The 25,080-nt window shown below is 71.8% G+C and carries 23 protein-coding genes and 1 pseudogene; 10 read left to right on the forward strand and 14 right to left on the reverse strand.

What is annotated here, in order from left to right:
* Positions 1–26: 26 nt before the first annotated feature.
* Positions 27–404, reverse strand: coding sequence for a hypothetical protein (locus ACIQWR_RS26120; RefSeq protein WP_404014552.1), 378 nt, complete (start codon positions 402–404; stop codon positions 27–29).
* Between ACIQWR_RS26120 and ACIQWR_RS26125 the strand changes: the two genes are divergently transcribed.
* The gene (locus ACIQWR_RS26125) at positions 291–3,080 is read left to right on the forward strand and encodes a LuxR C-terminal-related transcriptional regulator (RefSeq protein WP_404014526.1); all 2,790 of its coding nucleotides are present in this window, start codon (positions 291–293) and stop codon (positions 3,078–3,080) included. The genes ACIQWR_RS26120 and ACIQWR_RS26125 overlap by 114 nt on opposite strands.
* A gap of 24 nt (positions 3,081–3,104) precedes the next feature.
* Here the strand turns inward: ACIQWR_RS26125 and ACIQWR_RS26130 are convergent, their stop codons facing one another.
* The 4 genes from ACIQWR_RS26130 to ACIQWR_RS26145 all read right to left on the reverse strand — a co-directional run bounded on the left by ACIQWR_RS26130 (position 3,105) and on the right by ACIQWR_RS26145 (position 5,223).
* Entirely contained in the window at positions 3,105–3,554 is a 450-nt protein-coding gene (locus ACIQWR_RS26130; protein WP_404014528.1) for a DUF2199 domain-containing protein, read from the reverse strand.
* 69 nt (positions 3,555–3,623) lie between these two features.
* Positions 3,624–4,127, reverse strand: a complete 504-nt coding sequence (locus ACIQWR_RS26135) for an arsenate reductase ArsC (RefSeq protein ID WP_404014012.1) — start codon at positions 4,125–4,127, stop codon at positions 3,624–3,626.
* Positions 4,124–4,846: an aquaporin gene (locus ACIQWR_RS26140; protein ID WP_404014014.1), complete on the reverse strand. Its 723-nt coding sequence runs from the start codon at positions 4,844–4,846 to the stop codon at positions 4,124–4,126. The genes ACIQWR_RS26135 and ACIQWR_RS26140 overlap by 4 nt, the downstream gene beginning before the upstream one ends.
* Positions 4,843–5,223, reverse strand: a complete 381-nt coding sequence (locus ACIQWR_RS26145; protein ID WP_404014017.1) for an ArsR/SmtB family transcription factor — start codon at positions 5,221–5,223, stop codon at positions 4,843–4,845. The genes ACIQWR_RS26140 and ACIQWR_RS26145 overlap by 4 nt, the downstream gene beginning before the upstream one ends.
* A gap of 89 nt (positions 5,224–5,312) precedes the next feature.
* Here ACIQWR_RS26145 and ACIQWR_RS26150 point away from each other — a divergent pair, with 89 nt between their 5' ends.
* The gene (locus ACIQWR_RS26150; RefSeq protein ID WP_404014020.1) at positions 5,313–5,846 is read left to right on the forward strand and encodes an ArsI/CadI family heavy metal resistance metalloenzyme; all 534 of its coding nucleotides are present in this window, start codon (positions 5,313–5,315) and stop codon (positions 5,844–5,846) included.
* 126 nt (positions 5,847–5,972) lie between these two features.
* Here ACIQWR_RS26150 and ACIQWR_RS26155 read toward each other — a convergent pair whose 3' ends face one another.
* Positions 5,973–7,187 carry a hypothetical protein gene (locus ACIQWR_RS26155; protein ID WP_404014023.1) on the reverse strand — a complete coding sequence of 405 codons (1,215 nt, stop codon included), beginning with the start codon at positions 7,185–7,187 and terminating at the stop codon, positions 5,973–5,975.
* A gap of 224 nt (positions 7,188–7,411) precedes the next feature.
* On the reverse strand, positions 7,412–9,499 hold the full coding sequence (gene ligA / locus ACIQWR_RS26160; RefSeq protein ID WP_404014531.1) for an NAD-dependent DNA ligase LigA: 2,088 nt from the start codon (positions 9,497–9,499) through the stop codon (positions 7,412–7,414).
* 150 nt (positions 9,500–9,649) lie between these two features.
* Here ligA and ACIQWR_RS26165 point away from each other — a divergent pair, with 150 nt between their 5' ends.
* The 3 genes from ACIQWR_RS26165 to ACIQWR_RS26175 all read left to right on the forward strand — a co-directional run bounded on the left by ACIQWR_RS26165 (position 9,650) and on the right by ACIQWR_RS26175 (position 11,184).
* On the forward strand, positions 9,650–9,991 hold the full coding sequence (locus ACIQWR_RS26165; RefSeq protein ID WP_404014025.1) for a HopJ type III effector protein: 342 nt from the start codon (positions 9,650–9,652) through the stop codon (positions 9,989–9,991).
* A 234-nt stretch (positions 9,992–10,225) separates the two neighbouring features.
* Positions 10,226–10,660, forward strand: coding sequence for a YdeI/OmpD-associated family protein (locus ACIQWR_RS26170; RefSeq protein WP_404014028.1), 435 nt, complete (start codon positions 10,226–10,228; stop codon positions 10,658–10,660).
* Positions 10,661–10,740: 80 nt separating this feature from the next.
* The gene (locus ACIQWR_RS26175; RefSeq protein ID WP_404014030.1) at positions 10,741–11,184 is read left to right on the forward strand and encodes a pyridoxamine 5'-phosphate oxidase family protein; all 444 of its coding nucleotides are present in this window, start codon (positions 10,741–10,743) and stop codon (positions 11,182–11,184) included.
* Positions 11,185–11,215: 31 nt separating this feature from the next.
* Here ACIQWR_RS26175 and ACIQWR_RS26180 read toward each other — a convergent pair whose 3' ends face one another.
* From ACIQWR_RS26180 to ACIQWR_RS26190, 3 genes are all read right to left on the reverse strand, one after another.
* Complete coding sequence (locus ACIQWR_RS26180; RefSeq protein ID WP_404014033.1) at positions 11,216–12,445, reverse strand: ARPP-2 domain-containing protein; 1,230 nt, start codon at positions 12,443–12,445, stop codon at positions 11,216–11,218.
* Positions 12,442–13,881, reverse strand: a complete 1,440-nt coding sequence (locus tag ACIQWR_RS26185) for a hypothetical protein (RefSeq protein ID WP_404014533.1) — start codon at positions 13,879–13,881, stop codon at positions 12,442–12,444. The genes ACIQWR_RS26180 and ACIQWR_RS26185 overlap by 4 nt, the downstream gene beginning before the upstream one ends.
* Before the next feature lie 232 nt (positions 13,882–14,113).
* The gene (locus tag ACIQWR_RS26190) at positions 14,114–14,734 is read right to left on the reverse strand and encodes a TetR/AcrR family transcriptional regulator (RefSeq protein ID WP_404014036.1); all 621 of its coding nucleotides are present in this window, start codon (positions 14,732–14,734) and stop codon (positions 14,114–14,116) included.
* Positions 14,735–14,802: 68 nt separating this feature from the next.
* Here ACIQWR_RS26190 and ACIQWR_RS26195 point away from each other — a divergent pair, with 68 nt between their 5' ends.
* A complete protein-coding gene (locus tag ACIQWR_RS26195) occupies positions 14,803–15,288 on the forward strand; it encodes an SRPBCC family protein (RefSeq protein WP_404014039.1) in 486 nt (161 codons plus the stop codon).
* Positions 15,289–15,349: 61 nt separating this feature from the next.
* Here the strand turns inward: ACIQWR_RS26195 and ACIQWR_RS26200 are convergent.
* The 3 genes and pseudogenes from ACIQWR_RS26200 to ACIQWR_RS26210 form a co-directional block, all read right to left on the reverse strand.
* Positions 15,350–15,460: pseudogene (locus ACIQWR_RS26200) on the reverse strand (DUF664 domain-containing protein); the annotation flags it as partial.
* Positions 15,461–15,580: 120 nt separating this feature from the next.
* Complete coding sequence (locus tag ACIQWR_RS26205; RefSeq protein ID WP_404014042.1) at positions 15,581–15,847, reverse strand: hypothetical protein; 267 nt, start codon at positions 15,845–15,847, stop codon at positions 15,581–15,583.
* Positions 15,848–16,036: 189 nt separating this feature from the next.
* Positions 16,037–16,549 carry a hypothetical protein gene (locus ACIQWR_RS26210; protein ID WP_404014045.1) on the reverse strand — a complete coding sequence of 171 codons (513 nt, stop codon included), beginning with the start codon at positions 16,547–16,549 and terminating at the stop codon, positions 16,037–16,039.
* Positions 16,550–16,776: 227 nt separating this feature from the next.
* Here ACIQWR_RS26210 and ACIQWR_RS26215 point away from each other — a divergent pair, with 227 nt between their 5' ends.
* The 4 genes from ACIQWR_RS26215 (at position 16,777) to xdhC (ending at position 22,846) form a co-directional block, all read left to right on the forward strand.
* Entirely contained in the window at positions 16,777–17,517 is a 741-nt protein-coding gene (locus tag ACIQWR_RS26215; protein ID WP_404014048.1) for a class I SAM-dependent methyltransferase, read from the forward strand.
* 538 nt (positions 17,518–18,055) lie between these two features.
* On the forward strand, positions 18,056–19,561 hold the full coding sequence (locus ACIQWR_RS26220; protein WP_404014050.1) for a xanthine dehydrogenase small subunit: 1,506 nt from the start codon (positions 18,056–18,058) through the stop codon (positions 19,559–19,561).
* A complete protein-coding gene (gene xdhB, locus ACIQWR_RS26225; RefSeq protein WP_404014052.1) occupies positions 19,558–22,032 on the forward strand; it encodes a xanthine dehydrogenase molybdopterin binding subunit in 2,475 nt (824 codons plus the stop codon). The genes ACIQWR_RS26220 and xdhB overlap by 4 nt, the downstream gene beginning before the upstream one ends.
* Positions 22,025–22,846 carry a xanthine dehydrogenase accessory protein XdhC gene (xdhC, locus tag ACIQWR_RS26230; RefSeq protein ID WP_404014055.1) on the forward strand — a complete coding sequence of 274 codons (822 nt, stop codon included), beginning with the start codon at positions 22,025–22,027 and terminating at the stop codon, positions 22,844–22,846. Before xdhB ends, xdhC begins: the two co-directional genes overlap by 8 nt.
* A 38-nt stretch (positions 22,847–22,884) precedes the next feature.
* Here xdhC and ACIQWR_RS26235 read toward each other — a convergent pair whose 3' ends face one another.
* On the reverse strand, positions 22,885–25,074 hold the full coding sequence (locus ACIQWR_RS26235; RefSeq protein ID WP_404014057.1) for an MMPL family transporter: 2,190 nt from the start codon (positions 25,072–25,074) through the stop codon (positions 22,885–22,887).
* Between the last annotated feature and the right edge of the window lie 6 nt (positions 25,075–25,080).

Below are 25,080 nucleotides of genomic sequence, written 5' to 3' on the forward strand. Positions count from 1 at the left end.
CCCGCGCGTCCGATTCCGTTCGTTTGTCAGGACAATGGCGGAATATCGATCCCTGCTCCCCGACGCCCCACCGGTCCCGACGTAGACTCGATCACCGCTGGGCCGGAGGCCGCCTGCCCTGCCGGTCGGGTCCGTTCCGTTCCGTGCTGTTCCTCGCATGAGAACGGGATGGTGGGATGCGAATGGAAAGCTGCGGGATTTTGTCCTATGCCGATGAGATCGTCGAACGGGCCGGACAGCGCGGTGGCGTCATCCTCCTGGAAGGGGGCCCGGGAACAGGCAAAACGTTCCTGCTGGACGAGGTGAAAGCACGCGCCGTCGCATCCGGATCGGTATGCCTGCATGCCACCGGCTTTCGCGATGAGCGCGCGGTCCCCTTTTCCTTCCTCGAACAATTCGTGCACGGATCCGGAATTCCCGGTGCCGTCCGTGCGGCCGTGCACCGACTCGTCGAGGGTGCGGCGCTCGCCGACGCACCCGGCGCGTCGACCGGCTCGTCGACCACCGGCCAGCCCGGAGCCTTACCCGCGCACATCGTGCAGGAGCTGATCTGCGCGCTGGTCGCGGCCGCCGGGCCCGCCGGCGGCTTCGTCCTCGTCGACGACGCCCACCACGTGGACCCGGCCTCGCAGTCCTGTCTGCTCCACCTGGCCCGCCGGGCCCGGGCCCACGGCATCACCTTGGTGATGGCCTATCCGCGCACCTCCCGCGACGACATCCGCGACCACCTCGAATTCATCGGGCTCGGCGACGCCCGGCTGATCGAGGCCACCGCCTTGCGCGAGGAGGAGGTCGAACGGCTGCTGGAGCACGAGGCCGGCGCCGACGCGTCCCGCGAGCTGGCCGGGGCGGTCCACCGGATCAGCGGCGGAAACCCCGCACTGGCCACCGCGCTGGTCCGCGACCTGCACCCGGACACAGCCGCCGGCCCGCCGTCACCGATCCACGTCGGGGCCGCCTTCCGCACCGCCTACGCCGCCGCGCTGGTCCGCCACCCCCGGCTCGCGGAGACCGTACAGGCCCTCGCCGTGCTGGGTGACGACGCCGATCCCTTACGGGCCGCACGCCTGCTGGAGCGGCACCCCGGGGAGATCGAGCAACACCTCGCGGAACTCGAACGCGCGGGCCTGCTGGGAAGCGACGGCTTCCGCCACCCCGCCGTCCCCGGCGCCGCCTTGAGCATGCTCACCGCCGAACTGCCGGGCCTGCACGGGCGGGCAGCCGCGCTGCTGTTCGGCGAGGGCGCCCCGGCGCCCTCCGTCGCCCACCACCTCGTCGCCGCGGACGAGCGGCCCGACCCGTCCCAGGTACGGGTGTTGCGGCTCGCCTGGCAGCAACTCCTCATGGCCGGTCGGGCGGACCGGGCGCTCGCCTGTCTGCGCCTGGCCGACCGGGCCGAGCTCGACCACACGCAGCGCAGCAGGGTCATCGCCTCATTGATCGGCACGCAGTGCTACGTCAATCCGCTGGCGGCGGAGCCCGACGTGAACCGGCTGTTGGCCGCGGCGCGCGCCGGGCACGCGGACTGCGGCGCGCTGCGGCTCCTGGTCCTCTGGTTCCTCTGGTTCGGCAGTCGCGACCGCGCGCGGGAGGTGATGGCCCGCCTGGTCGAGACCTGCGAACCGGCCCATGTTCAGGAGGAGGTGCGGGAGTTCCGCGCGCTGATCGGGTGCCTGTGGCCGGAGCTGCTCGGCGATCCGGTGGTGCACGCCTACTTCTTCGACGCGGGTGCGGCCGGAGCCTCCGGTCGGCACGCGCCGGTGGCGGTGCCCGCGTCCTGCGCCGAGCCCGCCCACGGCGGCCGCAGCCTGCTGCGCCCACCCGGGGGCACATCGTCCGGGACCACACCATCCGGGGCCACACCCTTCGGGGCCGCACCGTCCGGGGGCGACGGCCACGACGCTGCCGAGCAGCGGTCCGTACCGGCGGCCATCAACCCCCGTTGGCTGCGGGAGCTGGACCTCGCGGCCCTGCTGGAGCTCACCCGCAAGGGCGAGATGACGCTGGCCGACCAGCTCTGCGAGGACCAGTGGAGCGGGCTCACCCCGGACGAACTCCCGGCCCGCAAGGCCCTCCTGAGCGGTCTGCGCGCGCACCTGCGGTGGCACCTCGGAGACCTGCGCACGGCTGCGCGGAGCGCCGCGCAGGCGCTGGAGCTGCTGCCCGACCGCAGTTGGGGCGTCGCCGTCGGGATGCCGCTGTCGGTCCTGATCGCCGCGCACACCCTCATGGGGGATCCGAACCAGGCGATGCGCTACCTGGAGCGTCCGGTCCCCGACGAGATGTGGGACTCGTCCTTCGGCCCGATGTACCGGTTGGCCCGGGGTTGCTACCTGCTGGAATCGGGCCGCCCGCGCGCGGCGCTGGACGACTTCACGGCCTGCGCCCCGGCGGAGGGGGCCCGGCAGGGAAACCCCTTCGGCCCGCTGGGCTGGCGTGCCTACGCCGCCCAGGCGTACCTGGCCCTCGACGACCCCGAGCAGGCCCGCCGGCTGGCCGTCGCGGAGATCGTGCAGGGCGACCGGCCGACCGACGCCCGCGGTCGCGCGTTGGAGGTGCTGGCCGCGGTCGACGATCCCGGGCGGCGCCGGGCCCGGCTGGAGGAGGCGGAGCGGACCCTGCGCGCGACCGGCAACCGGCTCTCGCTCGCCCGGGTGCTCGCCCAACTCAGCCACGTGGACCTGGCGGACGGCGTCACGCACACGGCGCGGGCCCGCTGGAACGAGGCACAGCACCTGGCCGCCGAATCCGGTGCCCCCCACCGGATCCAGGACCTCGCACCCCCGCTGGACACTCCCCCGGCCCCCAGCCCGGCCGGACCGCCCGCCATCGCCCCGGGAGGCGCACCCACGACGGGGGCCGCTCCCGCAACGACGGACCCGGCGGCCGTCGGCCTGACGGAGGCCGAACGCCAGGTGGCCTCCCTGGCCGCAGCGGGCAGGTCGAACCGACAGATCGGCAGCCAGCTGTACATCACGGTGAGCACGGTGGAACAACACCTGACCCGCGTGTACCGCAAACTCGCCGTCCGCCGCCGCTCGGAACTGACCGGAGTCCTGGGGGTCCGGGTGCCGTCGTAGCTGCGACGGGGTGTCGGCTACCGGTCAGGCCGGATGCAGCACCGCCGCGGCGATCTCACGCACGCGGTCCAGCGTGATCCCGGTGCGCTGTTCGACGGCGAGCGGGTGGTCGGTGGGCTCCAGTTGGATGTAGGGCCGATTGCCGAGGGGTCGGGTGTGGGCGTTGGTCTTCAGGTCGGTGGTGCCCTCGGAGTACATCGGGAGCTCGGTGCTGAGCCAGCCGAAGTACGGCTTCTCGGTCTCGCGGCCCCGCGTGTTCCACATCTCCTGGGCCCGGGCGAAGTTGTCCCTGCTCAGCGAGACCCAGACGCCCCAGGAGAAGACGTCCTGGCTGCCGATCACAGGTATCTCGATCATGCCCCTGATGAAGAAGTGCTGCCCCTTGATCACGCACTGGTCGGAGGACAGCATGCTGTCCGGATCCCCCTCGAAGCCGACGTCCCAGACATCGGGGGCGATCGTCGAATAGCTCATGGGGAGCTCGGCGTGGTGGGCGCCGCAGCAGGAGCACGTGAAACCAGGATCGTTGGGCATGACGTGAGCTTAGCGATCATCCGCACCGGCACGGACACGCTCAGGGCGGGACGTCGAGGGCGGGACGTCGAGTTCGGCGAGCAGGGCGTGGACGCGCTGCTCGATCGCGTCCCGGATCGGTCGCACGGCCGCCACGCCCTGTCCGGCCGGGTCGGTCAGGGTCCAGTCCAGGTAGCGCTTGCCGGGGAAGTACGGGCAGGCGTCTCCACAGCCCATCGTGATGACCACATCGGAGGACCGCACCGTCTCCGCCGTCAGGACCTTCGGGGTCTCGGCGGAGATGTCGATGCCCGCTTCGGCCATGGCCTCGACGACGGCCGGGTTCACGGTGTCGGCGGGAGCGGAGCCGGCGGAACGGACCTGGACCCGGTCCCCGGCGAGGTGGGTGAGGAAGGCGGCGGCCATCTGGGAACGACCGGCGTTGTGGACGCAGACGAACAGTACGGAGGGGACGGAGGGGAGGGACGGGAGGGACGAGAGGGACGGGACGGATGGGACCGCGGGGGTGCTCATGGGGTGAGTGCGCCTTCTTCAGCGGGGCGGGCGGCGGGTAGGGCGTTGCTCGTCGACGTGGGGCCCGTGCGGCCGAAGCAGGCGGCGACGAGGCCCAGGCCGAGGACGCCGCCGAGCAGTTGGGCGGCGATGAACGGGGCGAGGGAGGCGGGGGCGATGCCGGCGAAGGTGTCGGTGAACGCCCGGCCGATGGTGACGGCGGGATTCGCGAAGGAGGTGGAGGAGGTGAACCAGTACGCCGCCCCGATGTAGGAGGCGACGAGAGCCGGTGCCAGTTGCGCGCGCCCGGTGCGGGCCAGCCCGAGGACGAGCCAGACCAGCCCGGCGGTGGCCACCACCTCGCCCAGCCACAGGTGCTCCGCCCACCGGTCGCGGGAGGCGAGGGCCAGGACCGGCTCGGTGAACATCGCGTCGGCGAGCAGCGCGCCGCCGTAGGCGGCGGCCTCGCGCAGCCTGAGTCCGTCGCGGCGGTGGCGGCCGGTGAACCAGGCGGCGAGCGTGACGACCGGGTTGAAGTGCGCCCCGGAGACGGGCCCGAGGAAGGCGATCAGCACGCCGAGGCCGAAGACGGTCGCCAGGGAGTTGGCCAGCAACTGCACCCCGACGTCCCGGGTCAGCTGTGTGGCCTGGATGCCTGAGCCCACGACCACCGCGACGAGCGCCGCGCTACCGGCGGCCTCGACCACCACCCTGCGGGCCAGCGGCGCCGTGGTGCTCACCTACCGGCCTTCGCGGGCGCGGTGGGGATCTGGAGCAGGGCCGACAGCTGGGCCAGGGCCCGGGGGACCACCCAGTAGTACACCCACGTTCCGCGGCGCTCGGAGCCGACGAGCCCGGCCTCGCGCAACACCTTCAGGTGGTGGGAGATCGTCGGCTGGGAGACGTCGAACGGGCCGGTCAGGTCGCACACGCAGGCCTCGCCGCCCTCGTACGAGGCGATCAGCGACAGCAGGCGGAGTCGGATCGGGTCCGACAGCGCCTTGAACATCCGCGACAGATCGGCCGCGGCCTCCTCGCCCAGCGGCTCGCGGACCATGGGCGTGCAGCACACCGCGTCGTCCTGCCCGAGTACCGGCAGACCAGCTTGTTTAGACATGCCTCTATATTGACAGCCATCTAATCCGGTGGCAACGTCTTCTATATCGACAGATGTCGAAACAGTGATTCCCCGAAGGGGAGACCGCCATGTCCCGTGTCCAGCTCGCCCTGCGCGTCGCCGACCTGGAAGGCTCGATCGCCTTCTACTCCAAGCTCTTCAACGCCGAACCGGCCAAGCGCCGGCCGGGCTACGCCAACTTCGCCATCGCCGAACCGCCGCTCAAGCTCGTCCTGATCGAGGGCGCGGCGGACGAACCCACCCGCCTGGACCACCTCGGCGTCGAGGTCGCCACCACCGAGGACGTCACCGCCGCCACGACCCGCCTGGAGGAGGCCGGGCTGGCCACCTTCGAGGAGAACGACACCTCCTGCTGTTACGCGCTCCAGGACAAGGTCTGGGTGACCGGCCCCGGCAAGGAGCCCTGGGAGGTCTACGTCGTCAAGGCCGACGCGAGCACGCTGGGCAAGAGCGCCGACAGCGCCTCGCGGAAGTGCTGCGACACCTCGACGGAACAGCCGGACGACTCCCCGACCCAGGCCCAGACCCAGGCCCAGGCCCAGAGCCGGGCCCGCGCCCAGGCACCGACCGAGGCCGTGGCCGGCCGTACCTGCGGCAGCTGATCGGCGCGCCCCTCCCCGAGAGCGCCGGCCGGGTGCTCGGCGCCGCGCTCCTCCCGCCGAGGTGGAAGCACACGGGCACACCGCAGGGAACGTGAATCGTCGCCACCGGACGGCAATCCGAAAACCTCAGCAAGAGGCTTCTTCAGGACGCGGCTGCTGGGTCCTGTCCTTGAACCAGGTGGCTGCGTCCGGGTGCAGTCGCCGGCGGAGGGTAGTGCCGGCGACGGGGTCGTGAAAGGCCGCGTAGGACTCAGCGAAGAATTCGTCTGCGGAAGAGAACTGGTACGGGGACACGCCGTGATGGCGGGCGGAGGCCAGGTAGCTGCACCATGAGCCGTACTGATCGACTTGGTACACGCGTCCGTCGCGCGTGAGACGGTCGGTTCCGCCCTTCGGAAGCATCCACGGCTGTTCCGTGGCCAGCCCGAGGTCCCGGACCAGTTGTCGCAGGCCCGATTGCCCCAGGGTCCGCCCTGCTTCGGGAAGGTCCCGGGTGAGATCCGAGGCCAGCGCGGCATTCACTCGCACCACGCCCTCGCTGTCGGGAGCGATCCGGTGCGCCAGCCAGTGAATCGCGCCCTCTTCGGTGATCCCGTAGGGAGCAAGGAAGGCACGTGCGACCGCACGGCACCCGTAGGAGCCAAGGTGCGCCTGCCAGCCGCCGAACTCGGGCTTGGCGGAATCGGTGAGCAGCCATTGGTGCTGCTGGTCGACGCTGTGACCTATCTCGTGGCGCAGTGTCCAGCTCAACAGGCTGCCGTGCGACAGGACTTTCCCCATCACCTGCCGACGGTCACGTGACCGACCCAGTACGGAACAGCGCTGACCGATACTCAGACCGTCATAGCCCGCTGCGGCGCCCAAGTCCATCAGCCGACGCTGCCACCCCGAGCCTCTCTGGAGGCGGGTGTAGAGCCAGGCCGGAAGCCCCACGGGGTGCTGGATGTGCACACGGCTGGTATCAGGATCGAACAGGCTCACCAGGCCGCCTTGTCCGCCCCCTCGCACGAGTCCCCGCAGCGACTTGTTGTCGGCGAGGTCACGGCGCGGAAGCGTGCCGAGCACTTTGTCGATCTTGTTGATCTCGGAGTGACTGAAGTGCGTACCGCCGGCGGGTCCGGGACCGATCTCAATGCCGTACTTGGTGCTCAGTTCTCCTTCCCGGCGCTTTGCGCCTTTGTTCCACAGCAGCCCGGGCAGGCCTCGCCCTCCGGTACCGAAGCGGTCTCTCGACGCCGCCGGGCCGTTGCCCTTCTCCGCCGGGTTCTCCGCTCCGGCCGCCCACGCGTCCAGGGCTGTCCGGAGGGCCTGTGGAACCTGCACCCCGGCCTCACCTGCCACGGAGTCACATGGGGCCGCGAGCGGGGACAGGCTGCGTGACCGCTCCGCCTGGCCGTGACCCTGCCCGGCACTGTGACGTGAATTGGGACACTGATGCATCAAGTTGCGCATATCACCTGATCCTACTAGCGCGGCGGAGCGGGTGGGTGAGCCGACCTGGAGACGGTCCCAGGCCATGCTCGACCACCGCCCCTCCCCGTCACCGCCGGCCGGGTACGGCCCGCCTAGGCGGTAGGGAGGAGGGCGGCCACGAGGGTGGCGAATTCCTCGGGGTCGAGGATGCGGATGCCCAGCTCTTCGGCCTTGGCGCGCTTGGAGCCGGCCTTCTCGCCCGCCACCAGGAGGGTGGTGCGCTTGGACACCGACGACGAGGCCTTTCCGCCGGCCCGTTCGATCAGCTCGTTCATCTCGTTCCGGGACAGGACCGCGAGGGGGCCGGTCATGGAGCCGGTCACCACGACGGCCTGTCCGGCCAGTGGGCCGCCCGCCGGGTCCTGCGCGTCCTCGCCGTCGCTCGCGCGGGTCGCCTCGCCCGCCTCGGTCGCGGCCGACGTCGCGGGCCGCTGCGGCTCGGTGACCTGGGTGCCGACCCGTTGGGCCCGGAGTCTGTCGAGGAGCGGGGCCAGTTCGACGAGTTCGGCCTCGATGACGCGGGCCTTCTCGGCGCCGATGCCGGGGACGCCGGCCAGCGTGTCCGCGTCGGCGGCGCGGATCGCGGCCATCGAGCCGAAGTACGCGGCGATCCGGCGGGACATCGTACGTCCGGTGCCGCGGACACCGAGGGCGCAGAACACGCGGCTCAGCGCGGCCCCGCGGGCGGTCTCGATCGCGGCCAGGAGGTTGGCGGCGCTGGTCTCGCCCATCCGCTCCAGATCGAGGAGCTGCTCGCGGGTCAGCGTGAACAGGTCGGCGACGTCCTTGACCAGAGCGGCCTCCACCAGCTGGATCGCGCGGGTGCCGCCGAGGCCTTCGATGTCGAGCTGGTCCCGGCCGGCCGCGTAGATCACCGAGGCCACGGCCTGGCAGCTGCGGCCTCGCACGCACCGCCACCGCTGCTCGGAGGTGTCGATCGCGTCGCCGCAGCGGGGGCACTCCTCGGGGAAGAGGATCGGGCTCTCGGCGCCGGTGCGCTGGTCGACCAGTGGTGCTTCGACCCGGGGGATCACGTCGCCGGCCCGGTACACGAACACCTGGTCGCCGATCATGAGCCCGCGGCGGGTGATGTCGGACGGATTGTGGAGCGTGGCGTAGGTGACCGTCACCCCGTCGATGACCACGGGCTCCAGGACGCCGCGCGGGGCGATGATCCCGGTCCGACCGACGTTCCACTCCACTGCCAGCAGGCGCGTCACCTTGTGTTCGGCCGCCAGTTTCCGGGCCACCGCCCATCTCGGGGCGCGCGAGCCGTTGCCGGCCTGCCGCTGGTCCTCGGCCGTGTCGGCCTTGACGACGACGCCGTCGATCCCGAAGGGCAGGTCACCGCGCAGCCCGGCGATCACGTCGATACGTTCCTGCACCTGCTCCACGGTCTCGCACCGCAGCGGGGCGGCGGCCGTGCTGGCGGCCGTGTTCGCACCGAGCGCGGCCAGCCTCTCCAGCAGGGCGACGTGACCGAGGCCGTCCAGGCCGATCGCGCTGTAGCCGAAGAAGGTCAACTCGATCCGGTAGGGCCGGTCCTTGGCCCGCAGCGTGCCGGCCGCCCCGCTGCGCGGGTGCGCGAAGGGCGTGGCCTCGTGGGCGAGCCGGATCCGGTTGGCCTCCTCGAACTGTGCGGTCGTCAGCAGCACCTCGCCGCGCAGCTCCACGTCGATCGGCTCGGTGAGTACCGGCGGCAGCCCGACGACGGCGTCGGCGGCGTGGGTGATGTCCTCGCCGGCCAGGCCATCGCCGCGGGTGAGGACCTGGACGAGCCGCCCGCCCCGGTACCGGACGGCCACCGCGAGGCCGTCGAGCTTCGGCTCCACGCACCAGCCGGCCACCGGGTGCCCGAGGCGCCGTTCCAGCCCGGCGGCCCACTCTGCGAGCTCGTCGGCGTCGAAGACGTTGTCCAGGGAGAGCATCGGCACCGAGTGCGGCACGTCGCCCTGCACGGCCCCGCCCGCGACCTTCCCGGTCGGCGACTCGGCGAGGCCCTCGTCCGGGTGGGCGTCCTCGTAGGCCGCGATGGCGCGCAGCAGCCCGTCGTACTCGTCGTCACCGAGCGGTGTGGTCCCGTCGCCGTAGTAGGCGGCCGACGCCGCCACGGCGGTGGTCACGGCCTGTGCGTAGGCGGCAGGAGAGAGCGGGGTGCTGTTTTCGGTCATGGAGATCATCATGCTGCCACCCACTGACAACGCCCTGTCCGACCCGGTCATCGCCCTTTCGGACGTGCGGCGCGGTGCCCGGCGGCTGTCCTTAAGGTGGGTACCGTCGTCCGGTCACGGGCGGCGATCGGATCGTCCGTACAACCCAGGGGAACCACCATGACTGAATTGAACTCGCTGCGGGCAAGCCTTGCGTCGGGTGAGCACGAGTTCGCCGACACCTTGTCCTTCGTCGCCGCGCACTACGCGTACCAGCCGCAGGCGTTCCGCAACGGTGAGCTGACGAATGCCGCGGGTGAGAACGAAGGGTCCTGCAAGACCCTGGGACTGGCCCTGTTGGAAGGGCTGAGCGACGAAGAGGCGCTGCTCGCCTTCGGTGAGCACTACCGCGGCGTGCTGGCGACGCCGAACGACTCCGATCACAGCAACATCCGCAACCTCATGGCCCACGGCCTGGCAGGGGTGAGCTTCGCCGGGCAGCCGTTGGCCCGCAAGGGCTGAAGCGCCGCCCGCCGGGGCACCGGAACGCCCGAGCAGCGAAACGCTCGGGCGCTCCGACGTCGGGTCGCCTCCCCCGAACGCCCGGCCTGCCGGCCGGCCTCGAACATGCTCGGACCGTGATCTTGAGCATGTTCGAGGGAGCCTCTAGGCTCACACCGCCACGCCGAGGTCCAGCAGGCCCTGCGGCCTCTCCTCGACACCCTTCCGACGGAGTTGCGTGAACGGGAGAAGATCATGAAGTTTCGGTCCCACGTCGAGCCGCCCGAGCCCATGCGGGGGCTGGAAGTGCCGTCCGAGGTGGTGGCAGCGCTCGGCGGGGGCGCGCGGCCGCCGGTGACCATCACCGTCAACGGTCATTCCTGGAAGAGCCGGGTCGCCATCCTGCGCGGCCGCCACTTGCTCGGCCTCAGCCTGGCCAACCGGCAAGCCGCGGGTGTGGCGATCGGCGACGAGGTCGAGGTCGAGCTGGCGCTCGACACCGAGCCGCGCGTGGTCGTCGAGCCCGCGGACTTCGCCCGGGCCCTGGACGACGACCCGGTCGCCCGCGCCGCCTACGACGACCTCGCGTACAGCCACAAGCGCGAGCACGTGCGCGCGATCGAGAGCGCGAAGAAGCCCGAGACGCGCCTGAGGCGCATCGAGAAGGCCATCGCCACCCTGCGGGGCTAGGGCGTGTACATCCTCGCGCCGGCCGATCGGCCCGGCCGTGTGACCGCCGACCCCCGCATCCGAAAGAGGAGACCGACGCCATGACCACCCCGCCCCGACCTCTCGCGCAGCGCATACAGGACACCCGGCGCCGACTCGACGAGGACGTCGACGCCTGGGTGGCCACTGCCGACGGGGCGGGTACCCCGTACCTAGTGCCGCTGTCGTTCCTCTGGGACGGCGAGACGCTGCTGATCTCGACGGCGGCCGGCAACCCCACGGCCCGCAACCTCCGCGCCGGCGGCCAGGTCCGGCTCACGATCGGGCAGACCCGCGACGTGGTCCTGATCGAAGGATCCGCGGTCGTCGCCGACGGGATCACCGACGACGTGGCCGACGCGTTCGCGACCAAGACCGGCTTCGACCCCCGCGCCCAGCGCAACTACCCGTACTTCCGCATCCGTCCGGACCTGATCCAGGCCTGGCGCGAGGTCGACGAGATCGCCGGACGGGATCTGATGGTCGACGGCAAGTGGCTGACGTAGTTCGGGTTCGGGTACGGGTTCCGGTAGGCGTTCAGGGCCGGGGGCGAGTTCCGGTTCGGGCTCCGGCTCGGGCTCGGGTTCGGGCCTGCTTGCGGTAGCCGTCCAGCACGTCCTGGCGGAGCAGGAAGCCGAAGCCGGCCGATTCCAGGCGCAGGCCCAACTGTGCCTCGTCGATGCCGAGTTCGGCCGCGGTGTCCGCCATGTGCCAGTCGTTCGCGGCGAGCTTGCTCAGCAGGTGACCGCGGCGGACCTGGCTCTCCGACAGGCGGAACGTCTTGAGGTAGGAGATCCTGCCACGGTCGTCGGTGATGGCCTCACCGATGTGGTTCTCCTGCTTGGGACGGAACTCCGGCAGGAAGCGGGAGAGGGTGAAGCGGCCCATCCGGTAGACCGTCTGCCAGTCGTAGGCGTGGTCGAGCAGTCCGGCGGCCATGGTCGTGTCGTGGAAGTGTGCCCAGTCGCGCTCCTGCTCGGCGACCGCCGTGCGCAGGTGGGCCAGGGAGCGGATCCCGGCGTCCGGGATGCGGGCCCGGAAGTCCTGGACCGGTGGCATCAACGTGGCGTAGTGGTGGATCAGTTCGCCGTACAGGTCCTGCAGGAGCGTCGCGTGGAGCGCACGGTAGTCGTCGGGATGCGGGACCACGAACGCGGCCGCGAGCGCGTCGGCGACGTACACCAGCACACCGCACTGGCCGGGGTGGATCTCGAAGACGCGCAGCGCATCGCCGAGTCCGCGCACTTCGGCGCCCACGTAGGCTTCCTCGACGCGCGGGGAGAGCCCTTGACCGATCGCGCGCTGCGACCACTCCTCCCAGGCGATCGAGGGGCCGCCGAAGTGCAGCGCCAGATAGCCTTCGAGCGCGAGGTGCATGGGGAGGAAGCGCAACCGGTCCTTGGCCTGGCGGCGGGCCATCCGGCGGTGGAAGCGCAGGCTCATCGTGGCGGCCGGGGGCACGTCGTCGCCGGTGGCGAACTGGGTTCCGTAGGCGGCCGCGGGCGTGCCGTCCCCCGTCCATGTGGCGACGAATCCGTGCGGGACGTAGGAGACGTAGGCACCGCGGCGGCCGACCTCGACGAGACCGGGCCCGTCACCGTAGAGCCGGGCGTGCAGGCGGAGGTCGTGCACGGGCTCGTCGCGGACGAGGGGTACGAGACGCACCGCGCCCCAGACCTGTGCGGGGCGGGCGGTCAGACCGGCCAGGTCCAGCGCGGTCGGGTCCGGGGAGGTCCGGTCGTGCGTGGTCCGGTCGTGCGTGGTCATCGCGGCCGCTCCTCGTCGGGGACGCCCATCAGCAGGGCCGCACGGGTGTCCATGTACGTGATCAACTCGGCCAGGCCGGTCCGGCCTTCCGCGAATTGGGCGAGTTCCACCAGTGCGGGAAGGTCCTCGGCGTCGCGGATGCCCGTGGTGGGCACCGTCGGCGAGAGCCGGCGCACGTCGAAGGCCGCCGCGTCGTAGACCGGGTTGAGGTGCACGATGCTGGTGCGGCGTTCGGGATCGAGCCGGGTGCGCCAGATCCGCAGCACCTCGGCGGCCAGGCCGGGAGGCGCGTTGTCCCATCCGTCGGAGACGATGACCAGCCTGGACGGGGCGGTGTCCAGCGCGTCGAGGAGCCGACGGCCCAACGGGGTCGGCCCGTACGGGTACGTCAACAGGGCATCGGTGCGCCCGGACGTCCACAACCCGCGGTAGTCGTCGGCGAGGGCCGCGAGGAGGTAGTGGCAGGCCAGGGTCACGGCCAGCGGCCGACGGCGCTTGTGGACCGAGCCGGAGGTGGAGAAGCTGTCGTCCAGGACGGCGGTGACCTTGCCCCAACTCCCCCGGTGCACCCCGGCCACCCGGCCGGCGGCCGATTCCAGGGCGCGGGTCAGCTCGGCACGCCGCCGCACGCGGTCCTGGACCGGCAACGACAGCGCGTAGGTGGCCAACCGGGTCAGCGGCATCCGGGACAGGTCCGCCCGCACCGCCGCGGCCCCGGCCTTGTGCGCGGACTCCTGCAGTCGCAGGGTCTCCAGACGGGTCATCCGCGGGGCGATCCGCTCCAGGAAGACGTTCCGGGGGATGCGGTGTTTGGCGGCGAAGCCCTCGGCGGTCGTATAGGGCAGCTCGTACAGCGCGGCCTGCTCGTAGTGCGCGCGGCGCCACGTCTCCAGGAGGGGGGTCGCGTACTGCTTGCGGGTCAGCGGCGCGAAGACGAACGTTCCCAACTCCGCGGTGGCGGGGGCCAGGTGGGCGTGGCGCAGGGCGCGCTTGAGGGCGCTGCGGTACTTCACGGCGTCGAACGCCGGGTCGGGGCGGGCGGACAGCCAGTCGCGCATGATCGCGCGGGTGCGCCGGTTGTTCACGCCGGCCCGGCGCAGGGCGTCGAACAACCCGTACACGCGCTGCGGCGGCAGCGTCGCCAGCCGGCACGCGATCAGCCGGCCCTCGCTGCGGCGTTGGTCCGCGGTGGCCTCGGCGGCGGTCTCCAGCAACCGCCGGACGATGAGGGCCACGTTGTGGTCGTTGATGTCGAGCGCGAGGACACCGGCGTACAGGTCGCGGTAGTTGCCCAGGATGTACGCGTGGAGGAAGTCCAGGGACAGCAGTTGCTCGCCCGCGTCGCTGTGGAACTCGCGCTGACCGGTGGAGGTGATCGCCGCATTGACGAAGAGCAGCACGTCTTCGGCAGCGACGAGGTCCCCGTACGAATCCATCCGCTTCATTTCCCGTAGGTCGCCGCGCAGGTCTGGGCGCCGGCCGGGGAATGGGGGCACGAGCTGCGAATCATTGCTTCAGAGGCAGGTTCCGGAAGTCGCACCGGAGTCCCGCGGCCGGCCCATGGACCGTAACAGAGCGGTCCACGGGCCTTCCACCGACTTCTTCCGGCCTCCGCCGGCTACCGCTGGCCTCCGCCGGCATTCACGGGCTTCCACCGGCTTCCGCCCGCTACGCGATCGACGATCGCGGCGCGCTCTCGCCGGGTGTGACGGTCAGCAGGGCCGAAGCGCACTGCTCGGCCAGGTCCTCCGCGTGCGGGGGCAGCGGCTGGCCGGCGCGCAGGTGACGGCGCACCACGGACAGCGGCAGGTCGATCAGGGCCAGGGTGACGCGTTCGTGGTCCTGGGGTGTTGCCGCGCCCAGGACTTCGGCGAGCAGGTGGAGGGATTCGTACACGCGATGGTTGCCCAGGTCCGCGCGTTCCCTGTGCTCCTCGGACCAGTCGGCCCGGCCGAACTCCGCGGCGCCGTAGAGGAGCAACGATGCTTCGCCCGGGTGGGCGCGGCTCCAGGAGACCACGTGCCGGGCCGCCGCGCGGGCGGCCCCGTGGGGATCGGGGGCGCTGCCGAGCGCGACGAAGTACCCCTCTTGGAAGCGCTCCACGCTGCGCAGCCACACCTCCGCGAGCAGGGCCGCGCGGCCGGGGAAGCGGTGGTAGATGGATCCGCTCGGCGCGCCGATCGCCTGGGCGACGGCGGACATGGTCACGCCCGTCGGTCCGGCGGAGGCAGCCAGCCGGACGGCGGCGTCGAGGATCTGGTCGGTGTCGAAGCGGGGTGGTCTCGCCATGAATCAGAGAGTACCCTCCACATTATTAGAGACTGATCTCTAATAATGGACGGAGAGGTGGAGGACGCATGGGCGTCTACAACGTGCACGAGCGCCTGCTGGCCGCCGGGGGGAGCGACGTCGGCGCGCTCGTCGACAGCCTGTCCGGCGGCGCGGCGGACCGGCTCTGGCCACACCCGAACTGGCCCGCCATGGAGTTCGACCGTCCACTAGCGGTCGGTGCGACCGGCGGTCACGGCCCGGTCCGCTACACGGTCACCGCGTACGTGCCCGGGACCTGGATCCGCTTGGCTTTCAGCGGGCCGCGCGGATTCGACGGCTTCCACGAGTTCGCGGTGCTGCCCGTCGACGGCGGGCGCACGGTGCTGCGGCACACCCTTGCGATGCGGGTCAGCGGACCGGCTCGGCTGACCTGGCCGGCGGCCTACCGGTGGATGCACGACGCCTGCCTGGAGGACGGCCTGGACCGCGCCGAACTCGCCTGCACGGGCACGGTGGCCCGCCCGGCCCGCTGGACTCCGTACGTACGCCTGCTGCGCTCGCTCGCGCGCTAGGGCCTGTCCGGCGGAGCGCGTGACCGTAGGCGGGCTCGGCCCGCGGTCTCCGCCGGGTCTGGTCGCCGGTCGAGCCGTCGAGCATCTCGCGCAGGATGTCCAGGTGGCCGTTGTGGCGGGCCGTCTCCTCGGCGAGGTGGAGGAGGATCCGGCGCCGGTCTGCGTGGAGGCCGCCTGGAACCAGTAGTACTCGACCCGGCGGAGGTGGTTGACCGACCCGCTCATGGTTTCTCGACGGCGGCCCGCCCGGCACGGCCCACCGGACGGGTCCTCGTCATGTGAGCGGCGTGGGTCACGGCGTGTCGCCCTCCCAGCGGAACGGGCCGCCGGGGTCCGCTTCGGACGGGCTGTAGAGGGTACGACCGCCCGGTCCGTACAGCCCGCGATCGGTGATCAGGAGCACTCCCTCCGCCCACTCCCGCAGGGACAGGCTGCTCACATCGAGGAGCTGACCGTCCAGGGGGCCGCCCGCCAACCCCACGTACACGCGGCCCGGGGTCCGCCGGACCACGTGACCCTCGTCGGCGCAGTACACCCGGCCGTCATCTGACGTGCTCATCCCGCCACCTGCACGGGCTCCCACGTCGACGCATCGATCTGCTCGTTGACGACCATCCTGTCCCACCCTCCGCGATCTTCGAGGCCGAGCCTACGAGGTGCGGAGCAAGATCAACAGTCCAGCCGCGCGCACGGCCGCGCCGCTCGCGACCGGCGCGGGGCGCCCGGGCCCGAACCGGCTCGCCTCCCGTCAGGCGCCGGGCGCGTCCTGTCGGTGCGGGTCGGACGGGACGGCCGTGAGGTGGTAGGTGGTGTCCACCCGGAAGTCGCCCGTCTCCGTCTTCGCCGTGACGGACAGGACGTAGTCGCCCGGGAGGAGGGGATCGATCGTGCTCCACAGGCCCCAGGCGACCTGCGGCCCGACGGACCAGAAGCGCTTCGAGGCGGCCTCGCGGACGGGCAGCGGTATGCCGTTCAGCTCGGCCTCGGCACGTGAGGTCGCGATGCGCGACGGCCGCGCGGAGAAGCCGAGCGCCAGCCGCCGCGTGTTCAACACCGGGAAGAACAGGGGCCGATCGGTCGGCACCGTGCACCGCCGCACCACGCGGCCCCCGTAGGTGCCCGCGAGGAACCAGACGTCCGACGGCTGGCCCCGATGCGCGTGCTCGCCGGTGGCGTCCCGCACGGGGCTCCGCCCGCTCGGGGCCGCATCGGCCCATTTCCACCAACGGGCCGCCAGTTCCCGCGCATCCGCTCCGGCCACAGTCGTCTCCCCGCCCGCATGCCCGCTGACCAGCCGATGCGCATGGTAGCGCGCGGGGATGCGAACTCCCGGTGGTCGTTCATGTCCTTTGGATCCAACTCCGCCCCGACTGGACCAGGTTCGTAGTTTCAGCCAGTACGGACTCCTGTCGCCCAGCGGGAAGACTCCGAAGGGAGGGCCGCGGCTCGCCATGAGAGCCGACGCCACAAATCGAGGGGAACGCCACGATGAGTGGTCAGTTGTACGACGGCATTGGTGAAGCGTTCGAAGGCTTCAAGACCCTGCCCGTCATTCGTTACGCCGAGGTACCGGGCTTCCTCGCCCTGATCGGTGACGTCACCGGCAAGTCCGTACTGGACGTCGCCTGCGGGACCGGCTTCTACAGCCGCGAGCTCAAGCGGCGCGGGGCGTCCCGCGTCTTCGGCTTCGACATCTCCGGCGCGATGATCGACGCGGCCGACGCCCTGGAGCGGTCCGAACCCCTCGGGATCGACTACGAGGTCGGGGACACGGCCACCCTGCGCGACTTCGACCGGCCCTTCGACATCGCCGTGGCGGTGCAGGCCTTCAATTACGCGAGCGACGTCGCCGAGATCGAGCGGATGATGCACCGCGTCCGGGGCAGCCTCGTCGCCGGTGGCGCGTTCTACCTGTTCGCCCAGAACCCGGACTTCGACTTCGACGGGCCTACGCTGGCCAAGTACGGGTTCCTGTTCGAGTCGACCGGCCGGGACAACGAGATCGGCCGCGGGATCCGGCTCACGGCCCTGCTGGACCCGCCGGTCTCCTTCGAGGCCACCACGCCGTCGCAGGAGACGTACGAGACGACGCTGAAGGCGGCCGGATTCACCGGGATCGAGTGGGTGACGCTGGACGTCTCCGACGCCGGTGTCGAGGAGTTCGGCGAGGAGTTCTGGGCGGACTACGCCGGGAACAAGCCGCTGATCATGATCCGCTGCACCGCCTGATCCTCCCGGTCCACCCGGTCCACCTGATCGGCCTGATCCACCTGGTCGACCGGATTCACCGGATTCACCGGATTCACCCGTTCCGCCCGATCCCGCCGATTCACCCGACGTCGCCCGGCACCCACGGTGCCGGGCGACGGCCCGTTCCGCCGGGTGCGACGGATCCGGGCATGTCGGCTTGACCGATGGTCCCGCGGCGACGTAGCTTCAGCGCACCAATTCGTGAGCACATGGCAGGAGGCGACGTCCGATGTCCACCATCTCCGGCGCGCACCGCCTCGCTCACGAGACCGCCTGGGCTCCGGGCCGTCTCGCACACGGCTGCTGAGCAGCCCCCCTCCCGGCGCGCCCCCTTGCGGCCCCGCCACCTCTTCCTCTTCTTCCTTTCACCGCCTTCGCTCCCCCACCGGCCGCGGCACGCCTTCGCGTGCGACGCGCGCGCCGGGCTGTTGAGCTGCGCCACCCCGAGAAAGAAAGCTCCCGACATGGCGATCAGGACCATCAGAACGACGACCGCGCCCCGCACGGGGAACGTCCCGTGGTAGCCGCGCGGATCACGGTCAACGGGCGGGAGATGCCGATCGCACCGGCCGCGCCCCACACCACGGCGCTGGACTTCCTGCGCGAGCGCGGCCTCACCGGCACCAAGGAGGGTTGCGCGGAGGGCGAGTGCGGCGCCTGTTCCGTGCTGGTGGCCCGCCCCGGGGTGCACAAGCCCACCGACTGGGTGGCCGTCAACGCCTGCCTGGTCCCGGTGGCCGCGCTCGACGGCCAGGAGGTCATCACCTCCGAGGGCCTCGCCGTCACGGGCACACCCGGCGCGCCGCCCGTACTGCACCCCGTGCAGGAGGAGATGGCCCTGCGCGGCGGCTCCCAATGCGGTTACTGCACACCGGGGTTCGTCTGCAGCATGGCGGCCGAGTACTACCGGCCCGACCGCTGCCCCGCCGCCGACACCCAGGCCGACGGGCACGGCGACGGGGACCGGGACGATAACGGCGACACACACGCCGATCCCGAGCACGGCCCGAACGGCTTCGACCTGCACGCGCTGAGCGGGAACCTGTGCCGCTGCACCGGCTACCGGCCGATCCGCGACGCCGCCTTCGCCGTCGGTGCGCCCGCGCCGGACGATGCGCTGGGGCGGCGTCGCGAAGTGGCTCCGCCGGCACCGGTCGCCACCCGGTACCTCCACGACGAAGGCTCCTTCCTGCGACCGGGCACGCTGGCCGACGCCCTGCGGACGCTGGGCGAACGCCCCGACGCGGTGGTCGTCGCGGGAAGCACCGACTGGGGCGTGGAGGTCAACATCCGTGCGCGCCGGGCGCCTTGCGTGGTGGCCGTCGACCGGCTGCCCGAACTGCGGGAACTGCGGGTCGAATCCGACCACATCGAGATCGGCGCGGCGCTGACGCTCACCGAGATCGAGCGCCGGCTCGACGGCCGCGTGCCGCTGCTGGCCCAGCTGTTCCCGCAGTTCGCCTCCCGGCTCATCCGCAACGGTGCGACGCTCGGCGGCAACCTGGGTACGGGCTCCCCCATCGGTGACAGCCCGCCAGCGCTGCTCGCGCTGGAGGCGTCGGTGGTGCTCGCCGGCGCCGCCGGGGAGCGCGTCGTACCGCTGGCGGACTACTTCACCGGCTACCGGCAGAGCGTCCGCCGCCCCGACGAACTGATCCGCTCCGTGCGCGTCCCGCTGCCGCTGTCGCCGGTCACGGCCTTCCACAAGATCGCCAAGCGCCGCTTCGACGACATCTCCAGCGTCGCGGTCGCCTTCGCCCTCGACATCGAGGACGGGATCGTGCGCACGGCGCGGATCGGCCTGGGCGGCGTGGCCGCCACCCCGATCCGCGCCCTCGCCACCGAGGCCGCCCTGGAGGGCCGGCCGTGGGCGGGGCAGAGCGTCGAGGCCGCGGCCCGGGTGCTCCGGGGCGAGGGCACACCGATGGACGACCACCGCGCCAGCGCCGAATACCGCTCCGCGATGCTCGGCCAGAGCCTGTTGAAGCTGTACGCGCGAACCACCGAGGCGGTGCCGTCATGAGCCAGTTGTCCGAACGTCCCGAGATGCCCGTCGTCGGCCTTTCCGTGCCGCACGAGAGCGCCGCCCTGCACGTCACCGGCGCCGCGCTCTACACCGACGATCTGGTCGCCCGTACCAAGAACGTGCTCCACGCCCACCCGGTCCAGGTCATGAAGGCCCGGGGCAGGATCACCGGGCTGCGCACCGGGCCGGCGCTCGCCGTGCCCGGCGTGGTCCGCGTGCTGACCGTGGCCGACGTACCGGGCGTCAACGACGCCGGGATGAAGCACGACGAACCGCTGTTCCCCGACGAGGTCATGTTCCACGGGCACGCGGTGGCCTGGGTGCTCGGCGAGACCTTGGAAGCCGCCCGGCTCGGGGCGGCGGCCGTCGAGGTGGACCTCGACGAGCAGCCGTCCTTGATCACGCTCCAGGACGCCATCGCGGCCGGCAGCTTCCACGGCGCCCGGCCCGAGATGGCGACCGGGGACGTCGAGGCCGGCTTCGAGGACTCCGCGTACGTGTTCACCGGCGAGTTGCAGTTCTCCGACCAGGAGCACTTCTACCTGGAGACGCACGCGGCGCTGGCGCTGATCGACGAGAACGGGCAGGTGTTCGTCCAGAGCAGCACCCAACATCCCTCCGAGACGCAGGAGATCGTCGCGCACGTCCTCGGTCTGCACAGCCACGAGGTGACCGTGCAGTGCCTGCGCATGGGTGGCGGCTTCGGCGGCAAGGAGATGCAGCCGCACGGCTTCGCGGCGATCGCCGCGCTCGGTGCCCGGCTGACCGGTCGGCCCGTGCGGGTACGGCTCAACCGCACCCAGGACCTGACCATGTCGGGCAAGCGGCACGGCTTCCACGCCTCGTGGAAGATCGGCTTCGACTCCGAGGGCCGCATCCAGGCCCTGGACGCCACCTTGACGGCGGACGGCGGCTGGAGCCTGGACCTCTCCGAGCCGGTCGTGGCGCGCGCGATGTGCCACATCGACAACACCTACTGGATCCCCAACGCCCGCGTCCGCGGCCGCATCGCCAAGACCAACAAGGTCTCCAACACCGCCTTCCGCGGCTTCGGCGGCCCGCAGGGCATGTTGGTGATCGAGGACGTCATGGGCCGGTGCGCGCCGCTGCTCGGCCTGGACCCGATGGAGTTGCGGGAGCGCAACTTCTACCGGCAGGGCCATTCGACGCCGTACGGGCAGCCGGTGAGCCACCCCGAACGCATCTCCACCGTCTGGCGGGAGGTCCAGGAGGACGCCGACCTCGCCGGGCGCCGGCGCGGGATCGCGGCCTTCAACGCCGCGCACCCGCACACCAAGAGGGCGATCGCGGTGACGGGGATCAAGTTCGGGATCTCCTTCAACCTCACCGCCTTCAATCAGGCGGGCGCCCTGGTGCTGATCTACAAGGACGGTTCGGTCCTGATCAACCACGGCGGCACCGAGATGGGGCAGGGCCTGCACACCAAGATGCTGCAGGTGGCCGCGACCACGCTCGGCATCCCGCTGCACAAGGTGCGGCTGGCGCCCACACGGACCGACAAGGTGCCCAACACCTCGGCCACCGCCGCCAGTGCGGGGGCGGACCTCAACGGCGCGGCGGTCAAGAACGCCTGCGAGCAGCTGCGCGGGCGGCTGCTCCAGGTGGCCGCCACCCAGCTCGGTACGAACGCCTCGGACGTGCGCATCGTCGGGGGCGTCGCACGCGTCCTCGGCAGCGACGGCGAGGTGGCCTGGGACGACCTGGTGCGCACGGCGTACTTCCAGCGGGTCCAGTTGTCGGCGGCCGGTTTCTACCGGACCGAAGGACTGCACTGGGACCCGAAGAGCTTCCACGGCTCACCCTTCAAGTACTTCTCGTACGGCGCGGCCGCTGCCGAGGTGGAGGTGGACGGCTTCACCGGCGCGTACCGGATCCGGCGGGTGGACATCGTGCACGACGTCGGCGACAGCCTGTCCCCGCTGATCGACATCGGTCAGGTCGAAGGCGGTTTCGTACAGGGCGCCGGCTGGTTGACGCTCGAGGACCTGCGCTGGGACGACGGTGACGGGCCGCACCGCGGACGGCTGTTGACCCAGGCCGCGAGCACCTACAAGCTGCCGAGCTTCTCGGAGATGCCGGCGGAGTTCAACGTCAGGCTGTTGGAGAACGCCACCGAGGAGGGCGCGGTCTACGGGTCCAAGGCGGTGGGTGAGCCCCCGCTGATGCTGGCCTTCTCGGTCCGCGAGGCACTGCGGCAGGCGGCCGCCGCGTTCGGGCCCGCCGGGGCCAGCGTGGAGCTGGCCTCCCCCGCCACGCCGGAAGCCGTGTACTGGGCCGTCGAATCGGCCCGCGCGGGCGGCGTACGGTCGGGCGGCGCGCGGCCGGGTGTCGGCGAGAAGAGCGACCTCCCGGAAAGCGGCAGCGCGGAAAGCGGCAGCGCGGAAAGCGGCAGCGCGGAGAGCGGCAGCGCGTTCCTCCTCGACGAGAGCGCTCCGCGCGATGCCTGACATGTCCTGGGTCGCCGCGGTCGCGCGGTTGCGGGCCCGCCGGGAGTCCGGCGTGCTGGTGACCGTCGCGACCGTGCGCGGCCACGCCCCGCGCGGGGCCGGCGCCAAGCTCGTCGTCGGCGAGAGCGAGACCTGGGGGTCGATCGGCGGCGGCAACATCGAGGCCGTCTCGATCGACCGGGCCCGCGAGCTGATCGGACTGCCCGACGCCGACTCGGAGCTGATCGAGTTCGCCCTCAACGACAAGGTGACCGGCCGGCACGGCGTGCAGTGCTGTGGCGGAGCGGTGAGCGTCCTGTTCGAACCACTGCCGGTGGTCCAGGCCGTGGCGATCTTCGGCGTCGGGCACGTCGGACTGGAGTTGGCGCGGATCCTGGCCCGTCACAGCATCGATCTGCACCTGGTCGACTCCCGCCCCGACGTGCTCGCCGAGGAACGGCTCGGCGTGCTCGCGGACGCGGTGGCGCAGGTCAGCGTCCACCACGCGCCGCTGCTCCCGGAGGAGGTGCTCGCCGAGCTGCCGCCCGGCACGCACGTCCTGATCATGACGCACGACCACGCCGAGGACGCCGCCCTCTGTGACGCGGCCCTGCGCACGCCCGGTCTCGGCTCGATCGGCCTGATCGGCTCGGCCGCGAAGTGGGCGCGGTTCCGCCGCCGGCTGTCCACGGAGGGCGGCCACGACGCCGCCACCATCGATCTGATCAAGAGCCCGATCGGAACGGCCGGCATCACCGGCAAGGAACCCGCCACGATCGCGGTGAGCGTCGCGGCGGACCTGCTCCGGGCCTTCGAACGGACCGCCCCCGGGTGACGTGACACGCATGCCCCGGAGGGAGGGCCGGCGGCGGCTCAGGAGTGGATCCGCGGCAGGACCCGGTCGAGCCAACGGGGCAGCCACCAGTTCCCCCTGCCCATCAGGAACATGGCGGACGGCACCAGCACGAGCCGCACCACGGTCGCGTCCAGCACCACGCTGACGGCCAGGCCGAGGGCGAGCATCTTCACCACGACCGTGGGCGAGGCGGCGAAGGAGAGGAACACCGCGGTCATGATGAAGGCCGCGCTGGATATGACCCGGCCGGTGACCGAAAGGCCGGTGCCGACCGCGACGGTGTTGTCCCCGGTCCGGCGGTAGGTCTCGGCGACGGAGGAGAGCAGGAAGATCTCGTAGTCCATGGACAGGCCGAAGACGATCGCGAACATCATCATCGGCACGTAGGACTCGATGGGCACGGGCTCGGACAGCCCCAACAGGGCGCTGCCCCAGCCCCATTGGAAGACCGCGACGAGGATCCCGTAGGAGGCGGCCGTGGTGAGGAGGTTCATCAGCACCGCCTTCACCGGGATCACGACGCTGCGGAAGACGGCCGTGAGCAGGAGCAGCGCGGCGGCAAGCACGATCGCGATGATGTAGGGCAGGCGCGCGGTGACGGTGTCCCGGAAGTCGAGCTGCCCGGCGGTGGACCCGGTCAGGTAGCCGCGCGCTCCGGAGCCGTCGAGCGCCCCGGGCAGGGTGGTGTCGGTCAGCTCGGTGAAGAGGTGCCCGGTGGCCGCGCTCTGCGGTCCGGTGGTGGGGGTGAGCGTGGTGATCAGCAGCTTTCCGTCCGGGCTGGCGGTCACGGGGGTGATCCCGGCGACCCCGGGGGTGGAGCGCAGGGCGTCGGCGAGTCCCGCGCCGATCCGGTCGACCGGGGCGCCGGCCCGGCTGACGTCCGCCACGACCACGAAGGTGCCGGCCGCTCCGGGACCGAATCCCGGACCCGCGGCCCCGGCCGTCCAGTCGTAGGCGTTGCGGGTGACCGTCCCGGGGGCGTCGGCGCCGTCGTCGACGTGGCCGAGCCGCATCGAGAACATCGGTACGGCGCACAGTGCCAGTAGCGCCGTGCCCGCCGCGAGGAAGGCCCAGGGGCGCCGGGCGACGAGTGCGGCGTAGCGGTGCCACCCGTCGCGCTCCCCGCCGGTCTCCGCGACCGGGCGGCGCACGGCGAAACGGTCGATCCGGCGGCCGACCAGGCCGAGCGCCGCGGGCACGAGCGTCAGCGAGGCCGCCGCCGTCACCACCACGGCGATGGCCGCGGCCAACCCGAGCTTGCCGATCAGGCTCAGGCCGCAGGCGTACAGGCTCAACATGGCCACCGCGACGGTGACGGCGGCGACCAGGACGGACCGGCCGCTACCGGCGGTGGTGCGGGATGCGGCGGCGACCGGATCGTGCCCGTCGAGCAGGTCCTGGCGGAAGCGGGTGGTCAGGAAGAGCGCGTAGTCGATGCCCACGCCCAGCCCGATCATCGTGGCCAGGGTGGGCGCGGAGGTGGCGAAGGTGACGACGCCCGCGGTGATCCCGACCGCGCCCAGCCCGACGCCCACGGCGAGCAGTGCGGTGACCAGGGGCAGCAGGGCGGCGGCGATGCTGCCGAAGGCGAGCAACAGGATCAGCAGGGCCGCGGCGATGCCGATCAGTTCGGCGGTCCGGTCGTCGGCGGGTTCGCGCACCACTTGGCCCAGGTCGCCGCCGTAGGCGACCTGGACCCCGGCGGCGCGGGCGGGGGCGGTGGCCTCGTCGAGGCGCTCGGTGTAGCCGTGCCCCAGGGTCTTGACCTGCCGGTCGAAGGAGACGGTGGCGGCGACGGTACGGCCGTCCGCGCTGGTGCTCGGCGGGGAGACGGCGGTCACGTGCGGCAGCGCCCTGAGGTCGGCGAGCGTACGGTCCACCGCCCCGGGGTGCTGCGCCACCGTGCCGGAGTCCACGTGGAGGACGACGCGCCCGTTGGGGGCGCCGGCGGCGGGGGCGGACACCGCCAGCAGCTCCGCGCCGGTGTGGGAGCTGCTGCCGGGCAGGGACACCTCGTCGCTGTACGTCGGCCCGACGGCCTGACGGCCCGCGAACACGGCGGCCAGGAGGAGCAGCCAGGCCGCGATCACCCACAGCGGGTGCCGTGCGCAGAATCCGCCGAGGCGGCCGAGACGGCCGGGCCGTTCGACTTCGGGTTCGCGAGCGACCTGGGCCGGAGCCGGGCCTCGAAAGCGTGCGGAAGACACGACACC

It is taken from the genome of Streptomyces sp. NPDC098789 (assembly GCF_044759975.1).
In the GTDB taxonomy this organism is placed as follows: Bacteria; Actinomycetota; Actinomycetes; order Streptomycetales; family Streptomycetaceae; genus Streptomyces.